The organism is Nonomuraea sp. NPDC047529 (assembly GCF_040642995.1).
Lineage (GTDB): Bacteria > Actinomycetota > Actinomycetes > Streptosporangiales > Streptosporangiaceae > Nonomuraea.
In genome coordinates, this window is record NZ_JBEYTJ010000011.1 from 144,042 (window position 1) to 157,834 (window position 13,793).

A 13,793-nucleotide genomic window follows, 5' to 3' on the forward strand; every position below is an offset into this window, starting at 1 on the left:
GCCCTCCCCGACGGGCAGACGAGCCGAAGGGCTCAGGCGTGCCAGCCGGTCACGCCGCCCGGCACCGGCGCGGCCGGGTCGTAGGGTTCGCGGGTGAAGACGAACGTGTTGAGGTCGAGGTGGTCGGCGGCCACGCGCAGCGTCTCACCGGCGTAGTAGCCGTCCAGCCCCAGCCACGTCCCGTCGTCCTGGGGCACGAAGCGGGAGGCGCGCCCGCTGCCGTCGACGGGCGCCAGCGACAACCCGCGCCCGGGCAGCAGCCGCAGCGCGTACGGCTTGGGCCCCCAGTGCCACAGCCCGGTCAGCGCCAGCAGGGCGGGGTCGGCGGGGGCGGGCTGCCACTCCTCGGGCAGGCGCGGCTCGTGCTCGTCGAGGATGTCGAGCAGGTCGGTGGGCAGGGTGTAGCTCATGCCGCTGGTGGTGTTGGCCATGAACAGCACGCCCACGCCTTGCGCCGGGTCGGCCCACACGGTGGCCAGGAACCCGGGCATGGACCCGGTGTGCCCGGCCAGGCGGCGCCCGCCGGCGCGGGCCAGCTGCAGGCCGAGCCCGTAGCCGGCGGTCCAGGAGTCGCCGTCGGCGACGCCTGCCGGTTCGCGCATCTCGGCCAGCGTGTCGGGCGACAGCACGCCGCCGGTGTCGCCGCCGACGAAGGCGGCCCAGCGGGCCAGGTCGTGCGGGGTGGACCACAGCTGCCCGGCCGGCCCCATGGCCACCGCGTCGTGCTCGGGCTCGGTCAGCACGACGTCGGCCCACGGGTGGACGGCGTAGCCGGTGGCGTGCGGGGCGCGGGGACGGGCGGTGGTGGCGTTCATCTCCAGCGGCGCCAGCACCTCCTGCCGCACGGCCTGCTGCCAGCCGGTGCCGCGCAGCCGGGCCACCAGCTCGCCCAGCAGCGCGAACCCGACGTTGGAGTAGTGGTAGAGGCGGCCGGCCCGGTGCTTGACCTGGTCGGGGCCCACCTGCTTGAGCAGGTCGGGCACGTCGAGGCCGGGGGTGCGCTCCCACCATTCGGTCGGCGGCTCGGCGGTCAGGCCGGAGGTGTGCGACAGCAGCTGGGCGATGGTGGCCTGCCCGGCGGCGGTGCCGGGCACGTGGCGCTCCAGCGGGTCGGTCAGCGCGATCTTGCCCTCGTCGCGCAGCCGCATGACGGCCACGGCCACGATCGACTTGGTGATCGACCCCAGCCGGTACTGGGTGGCCTGGGTCGGCGGTCCGTCGCCGACGCGGCCCCGGCCGCCGAACCACACCGTCCGCCCGTCGCGGACGATCGCCGCCGTCAGCGACGGCACCCTGCACTCGGCCTGCTCGACGGCCAGCCTGCGCAAAAGCGCGCGGGCCGTCACCTGTCCCACCTGACTCATGGCGACAGACTAGCGGCGTCGACCGTCCACCCGGTGCGCACCCGTCGGCTCACCCCCGTGGGCCTTTCCCCGGGACGGCCGGTGGGCGGCCGGTGGGCGGTCAGTGGGCGGTCAGTGGGCGGGGGCGCGGTCGAAGGTGTCGAGGATGAGCCGGCTGGCGTCCAGGTCGCGGGCGGTGCGGCCGAGCCGGGGCACCTCGATGGGGCCGGGCCAGGTGTGGCCGCCGCCCTCGACCGTGTACAGGCGCAGCGTGGCCCCCCGCGGGCAGGACGCCCACACGCGCAGCCGGACGCGGGGCTGAGGGCTGGTGGTGGCGGGGGGCGAGCAGCGCTGGGCGGCGGCCCAGGCGTCCATGGTCTGCTCCACGGGGGGCAGCACGACGAGCGCGGCCAGGTTCCTGAGCTCGCCGCCGGTCTCAGGGTGGCCGCCGCCGTAGGGGACCAGGCGGTCGGCGGTGCCGTGGAAGGCGACCATCGTGGTGGGGGCGGGGGTGCGGCAGGGCTGGGCGATGGGGATGCCGGCCACGGCGGCCACCCCGCTCAGGCGGCCGTCCAGGGCGCAGACCAGGGAGGCGGCCAGGCCCGCGCCGTAGGACAGGCCGGCGGCGAACTCACGGCCGGGGTGGACGCACTGGCGGCCTTCGACCTCGTCGAGCAGGGCGGCCAGGTAGGCGGCGTCGTCGGGGCCGGCGGTGTGCGGCAGGGTCCAGGCCAGCCGTCCGGGGGCCGATCGGGGGGTGATGACGATGTAGCCGCGTTCGGGGCCGATCCGGGGCAGGCGGCTGTAGGCGGCCTGTTCGGCGGCGTCGGAGCCCAGGCCGTGCAGGTTGAGCAGCACCGGGTGGGGGCCGGGGGAGTCGGGGACGGCCAGCAGGTAGCGGCGGGTCAGGCCGGCGAAGGTGAGCTGGTGGGAGCCGGAGGTGAGCCGGTGCGCAGAGGCGGCGCACCCACGGCTCACCGTGGCCCGCAACCGCTCCCGCGCTCGGCCTTGTGCCTGGGCCGGCGCGGATGCCCGGCCCGGCAGCGAGGTGGCGGCCGGGGACGGCGGCCGGCCGGTGCCCGGCCGGGAGGGGGTCGCGCAGCCGGACGGCAGCACGCCCAGCACGAGCATCAGCAAGGCCGTGGCGGCGGCGCTCCTGCCCATCTCGCCCCCTTGCGCGTGCCGATGGTCCTACCGCCAGTCTGCCTTGCGCCGCCGGCCGGTACGCGCGCGCCCCGAGGCCGGCCGCCCCCGGGGCGCCTGAGGGGACGGCCGGCCTCGCGGGCGGCTGGTCAGCACACGATGAAGATGCTCTTCCAGCCGACAGGCGTGCGCTGCTCGGCGTTGCGGTTGGAGGCCAGCTCGAAGTGCATCACGCCGGTGGCGTTGGGCTGGTTGTACATGCGGCCGCTCTGGCCGTCGCCGTACCACTTGTAGGAGCCGTGGTAGGGGATGTTGGACACGCCGCAGGCGTCCAGGACGACCGAGCGGCCGGTGAAGCCGCGGCCTTCGTAGGCGACGTATTGGGAGGCGTACGCGGCGCCGGCCGAGGCCAGGACGAGACCGGCCGTGATCGCGGGGACGAGAAGGATCTTCTTCAACGTGTTCTCCTTCGGGGTTCCTGACGAATGCCTACGGCCAGTCATCGTATGGCAACCCTCCGTGCACGTCGAGGCGTTTTCGCTGATGGCGACGGCAAAGGCCGGCCCAGCACCGTTCGGCGGACCGCAAAACAACAGCCGCTCACCGCCGCGAATGGTTCGGCGGCGATGAGCGGCCGGAAGACGTCCCGGAGCCGGGGGAGCGAGGGGGAGCCGGCGGGAACGGGGGAGCGGTCAGGCCTTGGCGTTCAGGGCGCTGCCCTTCTTCCACTGCGAGAAGGGCATCTGCCAAAAGCCCCAGCCGTTGTTCCACTCCAGCTTGCGGTCGGTGCCGGAGATGTCGACGACGTCGCCGCGCTGGAAGTTGTCGTAGAACCACTTGGCCTGGTCGGGGCGGGAGTTGATGCAGCCGTGGCTGACGTTGCGCGTGCCCTGGGCCCAGACGTTGTCCTTGGCGTGGACGTACTCGCCGGAGTTGGAGATGCGCACGGCGTGGTCGATCATCACGTCGTAGTAGCCGGGGTCGCCCTTCTTGCGGCCGGGGGAGATCATGCGCACCGGGTTGCCGCGTTCCATCGTCAGGTGGACGCCGGAGGTCGTGGTGTACTCGCGCGTGGTGGCCATGCCGGCGCTGATGCGCATGGTCTGCACGCGCTTGCCGTCCTTGTAGACGTACATCATGTGGGTCTTGGTGTCGACCTTGCTGATGACCTTGGCGCCGATCTTCAGGTTGGCGGTGTAGTCCTTCACGCCGTACAGGCCCTCGCCGGCCTTGACGCCGGTGATGCGGGCGTTGAGGGTGACCTTCTGGTGGGCGGGCCAGTACTTGGCGGTGCGGTAGATGACGGTGGTGTCGTTGATCCACCGCCAGGCGCCGGTGACGGGCTTGTCCGCCTCCACCTCAAGGGCGCGCTCGATGGCCGCCTTGCCCGTGACGGGCTGGTTGAAGGTGACGATGATCGGCGCGCCGACGCCGAGGGTCTCGCCCTTGGCGTTGGGGGTGACGTCGGCGACCTGCAGCTCCCGCGCGGGCTTGACCGTGGTGAAGGTGCTGGTGGCGTCGGTCGCGCCGGCCTTGGCCGAGACGTTGTAGTTGGTGGAGGGCTTCAACGGCGTCCGCGAGACCCACTTGGTCTTGTCGGCGTTGAATTTGCCCTCGACCGTGTGGCCGCCGCCCTCGACGGTCACCTGCTCCAGCGCGCCGCCGGCGGAGGTGACCACGACCTTCTTGTCGGGGCTGACCTTGGCACTGCCTTCGGCGGGGCTGATGGTGACGGTGGGCGCCTGCGGGGTGGCCACGGTGGTGGCATCGGGCGCCTCGGGCCCGCGCGAGGCGGCGTTGCCGCTCGAGCAGGCCGTCAGGGCCGCCACCGCCAGCAGCGCGAGGCCGGCGGCAGACTTCGTCCATGCGGGCGCAACGTTCAAGACTGTCCTCTCCCCCAGGGCGGCAAACCCACCCCAAAGACTTTAATGCTCCTGCATGTATGACGCAGAATCATTTAGGAGAGTTCGGTCACATTTGCATCACTAATTGCTGTCAACCCCAGGTCAACCGGGGTCAACGCGCCGATCAACACGGCGTCAGGGCCGCTCCAGCCGATGGGTCAGGCTCGTGTGCCGCCGACCGGCCCCCTTGGTCCGTATGGCCTGGGCCAGCGCCCGCCGCGACCCCACGATCACCACCAGCCTCTTGGCCCGGGTGATCGCGGTGTAGAGCAGGTTGCGCTGCAACATCATCCACGCACTGGTGGCCAGCGGAATCACCACCGCCGGATACTCACTGCCCTGACTGCGGTGGATGGAGACGGCATAGGCGTGAGCCAGCTCGTCCAGCTCGTCGAAGGCGTAGTCGACCTCTTCGTCCTCGTCCGTGCGCACGGTGAGACTGTGGTCGTCGGGACGGATGCCGGTGACGATCCCCACCGTCCCGTTGAACACCCCCGCCGCACCCTTGTCATAGTTGTTGCGCAACTGGGTGACCTTGTCACCCACCCGGAAGACCCGCCCCCCGTAACGCCGCTCGGGCATGCCCTCCCGCGCCGGCGTCAACGCCTCCTGCAACGCCATGTTGAGCGCGCCCGCCCCCGCCGCACCACGATGCATCGGCGCCAGCACCTGCACCTCACGCCGGGCGTCCAGCCCGAACCTGGCCGGGATGCGCCGCGCCACGACATCCACCGTCATCGCCGCGATCTCCTCCGGCTCCTCACACGGAAACAGAAAGAAGTCCGACATACCGGCCAGCACCGGATGATGCCCGGTGTTCACCCGGTGAGCGTTGGTGACCACCCCCGACTCCTGCGCCTGACGGAAGATCTGCGTCAACCGCACCCGGGGCACGTCCGCGGCCGCCAGCAGATCCTTCAGCACCTCCCCGGCCCCCACCGACGGAAGCTGGTCCACATCACCCACCAGCAACAGATGCGTGCCCGGCGCCACGGCCTTGAGCAGCTTGTTGGCTAGCAGCAGATCCAGCATCGACGCCTCGTCCACCACCACCAGGTCCGCATCCAGCGGATTGTCACGATCGAACGTGGCCTCCCCACCCGGCCGCAACTGCAACAACCGGTGAACAGTGGTGGCCTCGTGCCCGGTCAGCTCCGACAACCTCTTGGCCGCCCGGCCCGTCGGCGCCGCCAGGATCACCCTGGCCCGCCTGGCCCTGGCCAGCGTCACGATCGACCGCACGGTGAAACTCTTGCCGCAACCCGGCCCGCCGGTCAGCACCGCCACCTTGCACGTCAGCGCCAGCCGCACCGCCTGACGCTGCTCCGGCGCCAGCTCCGCACCCGTCCGGGCGGCCAGCCACCGCTCGGCCCGCTCCCAGTCGACCTCGGCGAAGGCCCGCAACCGGTCATGACCACTGTGCAGCAACGACAACAACCCCCCGGCCAGCGACACCTCGGCCCGATGGAAGGGCGGCAGATACACCGCCGGCACACTGTTGTCCCCGGCCGGCACCTGCTCACGCACCACCCCCTCCTCGGCCGCCAGCTCCTCCATGCACCGCGCGGCCAGCTCCGCCGGCACCTCCAGGATCTTCACCGCGTCGGCGACCAGATTGGGCGAGGGCAGGTAACAGTGGCCGTCATCGGCCGCCTGCGACAACGTGTACCGCAGCCCCGCCTTGACCCGCTCAGGACTGTCGTGCGGGATGCCGACGGCCTGAGCGATGGTGTCGGCCGTCTTGAACCCGATACCCCACACCTCATCGGCCAGCCGGTACGGCTGCTCACGCACCACCGAGATCGACGACTCACCGTACTGCTTGAAGATCCGCACCGCGATCGAGGTGGACACCCCCACCCCCTGCAAAAAGATCATCACCTCCTTGATGACCTTCTGCTCCTCCCACGCGGCCGCGATCATCTTCGTCCGCTTGGGACCCAGCCCCGGCACCTCCACCAGCCGCTGCGGCTCCTGCTCGATCACCTCCAGCGTCCCGGTACCGAAATGATCGACGATCCGCTCGGCCATCTTCGGCCCGATCCCCTTGATCAGCCCCGACCCCAGATAACGCCGGATACCCTGCACCGTGGCCGGCAACACCGTCGTGTAGGACCACACCTCGAACTGCCGTCCGTACCGAGGATGAGACGTCCACCGTCCCCGCAACCGCAGCGACTCCCCGACCTGCGCCCCCAGCAGCGGCCCCACCACCGTCAACAGCTCCGCCCCCGACCGCTCGGTGGCCACCCGCGCGATCGTGTACCCCGTCTCCTCACTGGCGAACGTGATGCGTTCCAGCACGGCGGAAAGCTCGGTACCGACGACACCAGACGCACTCTCGCCCACCGCTCGCCCCTCCCACCGATACACCTGCGGTGCCAGGGTAGAGGAATCACCACTTATGAGAACCGTGACCACCCGCCCCCCAGCCGCCGATCTCAAAGCGACCGCGAGACAGGGGAGAGGGGCGACGACAGGCACACCCGGGGCACCGGTGATCGAGGCCGGGGGAGTGCACCCTGAGGGCCTCGACACACAGTCAGGACCCGACGACCACCCCGTCAGCACCCACCCCCGACGGCACCCCTTACAGTGACACCGGTGAAGATCAGACAAGGCCGCCCCGGCGACGACGCGCTCCTCCTGACCATGTTCGACAGCGCCGTGCAATGGCTCGTCAGCCAGGGACGCACCGGCCAATGGGGCACCCGCCCCTTCACCGGCGACCCCCGCCGCACCCAGCAGGCCACCGACTGGCTCGCCGGCGGCGGCATGCGCATCGCCGAACTCGACGGCGAGCCGGCCGGCTGCATCGTCGTCGGCGACGCCCTGCCCTACGTCACCCCCGCCACCGAACCCGAGCTCTACGTCCAGGTCCTCGTCATCGACCAGCGCCACTCCGGCCGAGCCGTCGGACGGCACCTGCTGCAATGGGCCTTCCAGGAAGCCCGCGACCGCGGCCTCGGACTCGTCCGCGTCGACTGCTACGCCGGCGACGACGGCCGCCTCGTCTCCTACTACGAAAGCTGCGGATTCACCCGCGAGGCGCCCTTCACCGTGGGGGAGTGGCCCGGCATGATCCTCCACCACCGCCCCTGAACCCCGCCCCCCGGCCCGACCCGGGCCAGGGCCTCACACCAGCGCCAGCTGCGCCGCCCGCGGCCCCCGCCCCACCGGCTCCGGCGCACCGCACCGCATCCCATAAACCCGGCACAACTGCGCAATCTGCCCCGTGATGCGCTGCTCATAGCCCGGGGAGGGGAGACCCGCCCGATCGTAGAGCTCCTCATAACGCTCCACCAGGTGCGGATGCGCCCCGGCCAACCACCGCAAATACCACTGACGCGTCCCCGGCGGCAACCGCAACACCACCGGCTCCACCGCCACCGCCCCCGCACCCGCGATCCGCCGCACCGTCGCCGTCAACTGATCAGCGGCATCACTCAGCAACGGCAACACCGGCCCCATCAGCACCCGGCACTCCACCCCGGCCTCCACCAGCGCCGACACCAACTCCAACCGCGCCTGCGCCCCCACCGCCCCCGGCTCCACCGCACGCCTGATCCGCTCGTCCACGAACGCGATCGACACCGCCACCCGCGCACCGGCCCCCGCCAGCACGGACGCGTCCCGCAACACCAACGCACTCCTGGTGTACACCGTGAACGGCACCCCCGCCGCCCCCAGCGCCCCCACCACCCCCGGCATCAACCGGTACCTCTCCTCAGCGGCCTGATAACAGTCGCCACCCACCCCCACCGCCAGCGGCTCACCCGCCCACCGCTCCAGCTCCGACCGCAACCGCTCCACCACGTTCGCCCGGACCACGATCCGCGTGTCGAAATCAGCCCCCGCGTCCAACCCCCACCTGCGATGACCGTCGCGCGCCCCGCACCCCAGACACGCATGCGCACAACCCCGATAAGGCGAGACCGCCCACCGCTCGGCGATGCCCGCACTCCCCGGCACCCGCTCGATCACCGTACGGGCCTGCGTCTCATAGAAACCGTCACGCACCACCGCACGCCGCTCGATCAGCGGCCGGTCGTCGACGGCCTCGACAAGCGCCAGCGCATCCCAACCCACCCGACCAGTGGAACACGCATTCGACTGCCTTTTCAAGCGGAACCCCCCCACTAAACTGGCACACCCGTCCCACTTACCCCGCCCCCGAGGAACCCCCATGGCCTGGATCCTGCTCGCCTTCGCCATCGCCTCCGAAGTCCTGGCCACCACCGCACTCAAACTCAGCAACGGCCTCACCCACATCGGCTGGACCATCGCCGTCGCCACCGGCTACATCACCTCCTTCGTCCTGCTCGCCCGCGCACTCAAACTCCAACTCGACATGGGCACCGCCTACGCCGTCTGGTCCGGCGCCGGCACCGCCGCCATCGCCCTCATCGGCGCCACCCTCATGGGCGAAACCCTCACCCCCCTCAAAATCGGCGGCATCCTCCTCATCATCGGCGGCGTCATCGTCCTCAACCTCGCCGGCAGCCACTGACAATCAGGCACCCAGAAAACGCGTTGAACACCCCCCACCCCCTCCCTACACTGCCCCCCGTGCTCACACCCGAATACCCCATCACCACCCCCCGCCTCCACCTACGCCCCTTCACCCCCGACGACCTCGACGCCCTCCACGCCTACGAATCCCGCCCCGACGTCGCCCGCTACCTCTACTGGGAACCCCGCGACCACCACACCACCGCCACCTTCCTCGACAAGAAGATCACCCGCCACAGCCTCCACGACGAAGGCGACGCCCTCGACCTGGCCATCACCCTGCGCACCACCGGCCAGCTCATCGGCAACACCCTGCTCATCTGGACCAGCAGACAACACCGCCAAGGCGAGATCGGCTACGTCCTGCACCCCGACCACCACGGCCACGGCTACGCCCCCGAAGCCGCCCGCCACATGCTCGACCTCGGCTTCACCCACCTCGGCCTCCACCGCATCACCGGCCGCCTCGACGCCCGCAACAAACCCTCCGCCCGCGTCCTGGAAAAACTCGGCATGCGCCACGAAGCCACCCTCGTCGACAATGAGATCGTCAAAGGCGAATGGACCAGCGAAACCATCTACGCCATGCTCGAAACCGAATGGACCCCATGACCGTCCACCACCTCGCCCTGCAAACCGACTGGGAACACGCCCAGCAAGCGGGGGAGTACCGCATCTCCACCCTCGGCCACACCCTCGACGACATCGGCTTCATCCACCTCAGCCGCGACCACACCCAGCTGCGCACCGTCCACGACACCTACTACACCGCCGTCACCCAGCCGCTCCTCGTCCTCGACATCGACCCCACCGGCCTGGACATCCGCACCGAGAACGGCTACCCCCACCTGTACGGCCCCCTCCCGCTCACCGCCGTCACCGCCACCCACCCCTACACCCCCTGACCGCCCGTCCACCCCATCGACCGGAACAACCGCAACACATGCGGCGGCGTCCCCACCACCTGCGTACGCCCCGCCCGGCACGACAGCACCAGCAGCCGCGCCCCCTCCACCCCCAGGAAAGCCAGCCCGCTCACGTCCACCACCAGCGACTCGTCGATCCGCCGCGCCCGCTCCAGCGCCTCGGCCAGCGCCGCCTGGTTGGTCGCGTCCACCTCGCCCACCAGCGAGATGATCGACGGCCCGGGCATCGGGCAGCACGTGATGCGCAACTGGTGGTCGACGTAGAGGAGTTGGGGGAGGGACGCGCACCCGAGGGGGTCCGGGGTATTCACGACAAAGCCGCCATTCCCGGGCTCTCACATGCCCGGCTTCGCAAACAGGGGAGTGGACCGTGGACCGTGCGGCCGGTGAGCCCCACCGAGGCCGCCACCCCCCAAGGACCAAGGCAGCCCCACCGAGGCCGGAGGGGTTTCACGCCCCCCATTCACACACTCGCACCCCGACAGCATAGAGCAGCCGTCCGACCGCCGTGCGTAATCGCCGGGATCTCCAGAACGGGACGACCAGCGCCTTTTAAGGACGATTTACCCAAACCAAACAGAATCCACGTTCTGTACGGTATGAGCAGTTTGTCCAGCTAGAGGCGGTTCACGAAGCGGGAGGCGGCCCGCTGGCTCATGCCGGTCTCGCCGCGTACCAGGAAGACGGCTTCCTGGATCTGGCCGACCGCCTTCAGCTCGCGGGCCTGGTCGACCAGGTCGACACTCGGGTTGGGGCGATTTCGGGGGCTCTTGGTGAGCCGGACGGCCAAGATGATCAGCCAGATGACGGCGGCGACGACGACGGCGGTGAGTGCGACGAGGCCGGCCGTCGAGGCCATCAGGGCCGTCGGCGCCGTGAGGATCCGGCTGGACGTCGTCAGGCTGGACATGGCAGGAATCTGCCCGGCGTGTGACCGTTCATGCGGGGTGTTTTTGCCGGGTCGTGGCGTGTGGCTGGTTGCTCGATAATGAACATTATGTCAAGTAGATCGAATGGAGGGCCTCCTCCGCCTTCCGGTCACGGCCCGGGGGGCGGCCTCGGGCCGGCGGGCGTTGCTCGTGGGGAAGCTGTGAAGTTTTTTCTGCCGTTCCCGCCCCCGTCGTGATCTTGGCGGCCGGATCGGGGTGCGGCGTGATCTGGGGTTTCGTGGGTCCGGCGGTGCTCCCCTGGGTGCTGACGGGGTGTTTGACGCTGTGTTGATTCGCTGTCTTTGTCATGGTGGGTGGATTTAGGGTAGAGCTCCTGCCTATTCGCTCAGCGAGAGGAGCAGCACGTGGGGACCGAATCGGCTTTATGTCCGGTGTGTCAGGGGGTTCTGCCCGCTTCGGGCAGGGAGGCGTACACCCCGCTGCGGGGCCGGTTGATCGTGACGAACGGGTACTGCGCGGGCGGGCACGCCGAGGGGCGTGCCGAGGCGGCGCAGGTCGAGCAGGTGGAGCAGACGCGGCAGGTGGCGCGTCCGATGCCGGCCCATTCTGTGGCGCAGCCTGTGGTGCAGGGTGTGGTGGCGCCGGTGCCGATGGGGCGGCGCTGAGTTTCGGCTGAGTCCCCGCCGTGTCTCGGCCGTGTCTCGGCCGTGTCTCATCGGTGGCCGGGGGTGGTGTGCCAGTAGTCGCGGGTCTGTACGGCCAGCCCGTCGGGGTTGAAGCGGGCGAAGACGCAGCCTGCGAGGGTGACGGGGTGGCCGTTGTCGAGGGCGTGGACCCGGTATTCGATGGCGGCCTGGTCGCCGTCGACGATGGGGGTGGTGAAGGTGACGTGGGGGTCGCTTTCGCCGGTGAAGGATTGCCGGATGTAGTCGGCGATGGCGTGTCTTCCGTGGTGGGGTGGGCGGAAGGGCATGCTGGTGTGGGTGGCGTCGTCGCTGTAGAGGGCGATGATGGCGGTGGTGTCGTGGTGGGTCCAGCCGTGTTGCCAGGTGTCGGCGAAGTGCTGGGCGGCTGTCTGGGTGTCCATGGGGACCATTGTGGGCGGGTTGGGGTTCCTGGTCGGGGTTGAGGTGGTCTCCCCCGCCGGGATTTTCCGGGCATATCAGGGCAATATGGCTGCTCAGTGCAGGTGTCTGTGGTGATTTGTCAGCATCGGTGGAAGATTCGTGTCAACATCTAGAGATGTCTGGGCCTCATGGGACTGCCGTTGACGGCGGTACTGGTGGTGTTCCTCCGGTCGCGATCGGTTGACACCCCCGCTCCCCCTTTGCCCGCTGCCCCTTTGACGTCTCCGCGAAGGAAGTTCCGCGTTGCGTATCCTGCTCCTTTGTTCCTCGTTCAACGGCCTGACCCAGCGTGCCTGGCTGGAGCTGCGGCGGGCCGGCCATGACGTGAGCGTCGAGCTGGCGGTCTCGGAGCAGGCGATGGTGGAGGCGGCCGAGCTGGCCAAGCCGGATCTGGTCATCTGCCCGTTCCTGAAGGAGCGGGTGCCGCAGGCGTTGTGGCGCGGGCACCGTACGGTGATCATCCATCCGGGGCCGCCCGGTGACCGCGGGCCCTCCTCGCTGGACTGGGCGATCGCCGAAGGCGAGCGCGAGTGGGGGGTGACGGCGCTGCAGGCGGTGGAGGAGATGGACGCGGGCCCCATCTGGGGGTGGCGGACGTTCCCGATGCCGCCGGAGCCGCCGCGCAAGTCGGCGCTGTACAACGGGCCGGTGGCCGACGCGGCGGTGGAGCTGGTGGCGGAGGTGGCGGTCAAGGCGGCCGACCCGTTGTTCGCGCCGGTGCCGCTGGACTACCGCTCCCCCGAGGTGACGGGACGGTTGCGGCGTGCGATGCGGCATGCCGACCGGGAGTTCTCCTGGGAGCAGCCGGCCGAGGAGATCGTGCGGGTGGTGCGGGCGGCCGACGGTTCGCCGGGCGGGCGGGCGCGGTTGTGCGAGCTGCCGGTGCGGGTGTTCGACGTGCACCGGGGTCCCGATCTGGCGGGTGCGCCGGGGGCGGTGGCGGCGCGGCGTGAGGGGGCGGTGCTGGTGCACGCCGGTTCCGGGACGGTGTGGGTGGGTCATCTGCTGGAGGAGGGCGGGGTGAAGCTGCCGGCGTCGATGGTGCTGGGTGAGCGGCTGACGGGGGTGGGTGAGCGGGCCGGTTACCGGGAGATCGCCTATGAGCGTGGCGAGGACGTGGGGGTGGTGAGTTTCGACTTCTACAACGGCGCCATGTCGACCGATCAGTGCCGGCGGCTGGCGGCGGCGTTGCGGTACGCGGCGGCGCAGGACACGCGGGTGCTGGTGGTGCGCGGTGGTGAGGTGTTCTCCAACGGCATCCATCTGAACGTGATCGAGGCGGCGCGTCATCCGGAGCTGGAGGCGTGGATGAACATCAACGCGATCAACGCGGTGTGCCGGGAGATCGTGGCGTGCACCTCGCAGCTGGTGGTGACGTCGATCGCGGGGAACGCGGGGGCGGGCGGGGTGATGATGGGCCTGGGGGCCGACCGGGTGATCGTGCGGGAGCCGGTGGTGCTCAATCCGCATTACCGGACGATGGGGTTGTTCGGCAGTGAGTTCTGGACGTACGTGCTGCCGCGGCGGGTGGGGGCCGAGCGGGCGCTGGAGCTGACCGGGCGGGCGTTGCCGGTGGGGGCGTCGGAGGCGGTGGAGCTGGGGCTGGCCGACCGGGCGGTGGGCGGGTCGCGGCAGGAGTTCGAGCGGCGGGTGCTGGATTACGCTCATCGGCTGGCCCAGGACCCCTCCTATGAGGGGTTGCTGGCGGCGCGGCGGCAGGTGCGGGAGGCCGATGACCGGCGTAAGCCGCTGGACGCCTATCGGGCCGAGGAGCTGGCGGAGATGAGCCGGGACATGTTCGACGATCGTCACGGGTTCCGGGCGGCGCGGCGGGCGTTCGTGGGGAAGGTGAAGGCGTCGGCCACTCCCCCGCATCTGGCGGGTGTTCGGGAGTTGTCCGGCGCGTCGGACCCCTCGGTCCCGTTCGCATCTCATATGTGAGATATGG

At 70.3% G+C, this 13,793-nt stretch carries 15 protein-coding genes; 6 read left to right on the plus strand and 9 right to left on the minus strand.

The window, feature by feature from the left end; translation table 11 throughout:
• Window positions 1-32: 32 nt before the first annotated feature.
• From ABZ815_RS19795 to ABZ815_RS19815, 5 genes are all read right to left on the minus strand, one after another.
• Window positions 33-1,364, minus strand: coding sequence for a serine hydrolase domain-containing protein (locus ABZ815_RS19795; protein WP_357699763.1), 1,332 nt, complete (start codon window positions 1,362-1,364; stop codon window positions 33-35).
• Between the two features lie 111 nt (window positions 1,365-1,475).
• Entirely contained in the window at window positions 1,476-2,507 is a 1,032-nt protein-coding gene (locus ABZ815_RS19800; RefSeq protein WP_357699765.1) for a PHB depolymerase family esterase, read from the minus strand.
• Between the two features lie 128 nt (window positions 2,508-2,635).
• Complete coding sequence (locus tag ABZ815_RS19805) at window positions 2,636-2,944, minus strand: MiAMP1 family antimicrobial peptide (RefSeq protein ID WP_357699767.1); 309 nt, start codon at window positions 2,942-2,944, stop codon at window positions 2,636-2,638.
• A 234-nt stretch (window positions 2,945-3,178) separates the two neighbouring features.
• Window positions 3,179-4,369 (minus strand): Ig-like domain-containing protein, encoded by a 1,191-nt coding sequence (locus tag ABZ815_RS19810; RefSeq protein ID WP_357699769.1) that lies wholly within the window; start codon window positions 4,367-4,369, stop codon window positions 3,179-3,181.
• Window positions 4,370-4,525: 156 nt separating this feature from the next.
• Complete coding sequence (locus tag ABZ815_RS19815; RefSeq protein ID WP_357699771.1) at window positions 4,526-6,694, minus strand: ATP-dependent RecD-like DNA helicase; 2,169 nt, start codon at window positions 6,692-6,694, stop codon at window positions 4,526-4,528.
• Window positions 6,695-6,994: 300 nt separating this feature from the next.
• On the opposite strand from ABZ815_RS19815, the gene ABZ815_RS19820 reads away from it, so the two are divergent.
• Entirely contained in the window at window positions 6,995-7,492 is a 498-nt protein-coding gene (locus ABZ815_RS19820) for a GNAT family N-acetyltransferase (protein WP_357699773.1), read from the plus strand.
• A gap of 33 nt (window positions 7,493-7,525) precedes the next feature.
• Here ABZ815_RS19820 and ABZ815_RS19825 read toward each other — a convergent pair whose 3' ends face one another.
• Window positions 7,526-8,479, minus strand: a complete 954-nt coding sequence (locus tag ABZ815_RS19825) for a radical SAM protein (protein WP_357699775.1) — start codon at window positions 8,477-8,479, stop codon at window positions 7,526-7,528.
• 97 nt (window positions 8,480-8,576) lie between these two features.
• Here ABZ815_RS19825 and ABZ815_RS19830 point away from each other — a divergent pair, with 97 nt between their 5' ends.
• The 3 genes from ABZ815_RS19830 to ABZ815_RS19840 are packed head-to-tail and all read left to right on the plus strand — an operon-like array spanning window position 8,577 to window position 9,807.
• On the plus strand, window positions 8,577-8,900 hold the full coding sequence (locus tag ABZ815_RS19830; protein ID WP_357699777.1) for a multidrug efflux SMR transporter: 324 nt from the start codon (window positions 8,577-8,579) through the stop codon (window positions 8,898-8,900).
• Window positions 8,901-8,959: 59 nt separating this feature from the next.
• Window positions 8,960-9,514, plus strand: coding sequence for a GNAT family N-acetyltransferase (locus tag ABZ815_RS19835; RefSeq protein ID WP_357699779.1), 555 nt, complete (start codon window positions 8,960-8,962; stop codon window positions 9,512-9,514).
• A complete protein-coding gene (locus tag ABZ815_RS19840; protein ID WP_357699781.1) occupies window positions 9,511-9,807 on the plus strand; it encodes a DUF952 domain-containing protein in 297 nt (98 codons plus the stop codon). Before ABZ815_RS19835 ends, ABZ815_RS19840 begins: the two co-directional genes overlap by 4 nt.
• Here the strand turns inward: ABZ815_RS19840 and ABZ815_RS19845 are convergent.
• The gene (locus ABZ815_RS19845; protein WP_357699783.1) at window positions 9,795-10,139 is read right to left on the minus strand and encodes an STAS domain-containing protein; all 345 of its coding nucleotides are present in this window, start codon (window positions 10,137-10,139) and stop codon (window positions 9,795-9,797) included. The two genes, ABZ815_RS19840 and ABZ815_RS19845, sit on opposite strands and share 13 nt — an antisense overlap.
• A gap of 305 nt (window positions 10,140-10,444) precedes the next feature.
• The gene (locus ABZ815_RS19850) at window positions 10,445-10,738 is read right to left on the minus strand and encodes a hypothetical protein (RefSeq protein ID WP_357699785.1); all 294 of its coding nucleotides are present in this window, start codon (window positions 10,736-10,738) and stop codon (window positions 10,445-10,447) included.
• Window positions 10,739-11,122: 384 nt separating this feature from the next.
• Between ABZ815_RS19850 and ABZ815_RS19855 the strand changes: the two genes are divergently transcribed.
• Window positions 11,123-11,383 (plus strand): hypothetical protein, encoded by a 261-nt coding sequence (locus tag ABZ815_RS19855; protein WP_357699787.1) that lies wholly within the window; start codon window positions 11,123-11,125, stop codon window positions 11,381-11,383.
• 47 nt (window positions 11,384-11,430) lie between these two features.
• On the opposite strand, the gene ABZ815_RS19860 is transcribed toward ABZ815_RS19855, so the two are convergent.
• On the minus strand, window positions 11,431-11,805 hold the full coding sequence (locus ABZ815_RS19860; protein ID WP_357699789.1) for a nuclear transport factor 2 family protein: 375 nt from the start codon (window positions 11,803-11,805) through the stop codon (window positions 11,431-11,433).
• Between the two features lie 283 nt (window positions 11,806-12,088).
• Between ABZ815_RS19860 and ABZ815_RS19865 the strand changes: the two genes are divergently transcribed.
• The gene (locus ABZ815_RS19865; protein ID WP_357699791.1) at window positions 12,089-13,786 is read left to right on the plus strand and encodes an enoyl-CoA hydratase-related protein; all 1,698 of its coding nucleotides are present in this window, start codon (window positions 12,089-12,091) and stop codon (window positions 13,784-13,786) included.
• Window positions 13,787-13,793: the final 7 nt, after the last annotated feature.

Bases quoted from the DNA above. Each gene is read 5' to 3' on its own strand.
- ABZ815_RS19860 (WP_357699789.1), bottom strand. From the start codon at position 11,805: ATGGACACCCAGACAGCCGCCCAGCACTTCGCCGACACCTGGCAACAC.
- ABZ815_RS19840 (WP_357699781.1), top strand. From the start codon at position 9,511: ATGACCGTCCACCACCTCGCCCTGCAAACCGACTGGGAACACGCCCAG.
- ABZ815_RS19830 (WP_357699777.1), top strand. From the start codon at position 8,577: ATGGCCTGGATCCTGCTCGCCTTCGCCATCGCCTCCGAAGTCCTGGCC.
- ABZ815_RS19850 (WP_357699785.1), bottom strand. From the start codon at position 10,738: ATGTCCAGCCTGACGACGTCCAGCCGGATCCTCACGGCGCCGACGGCC.
- ABZ815_RS19800 (WP_357699765.1), bottom strand. From the start codon at position 2,507: ATGGGCAGGAGCGCCGCCGCCACGGCCTTGCTGATGCTCGTGCTGGGC.
- ABZ815_RS19795 (WP_357699763.1), bottom strand. From the start codon at position 1,364: ATGAGTCAGGTGGGACAGGTGACGGCCCGCGCGCTTTTGCGCAGGCTG.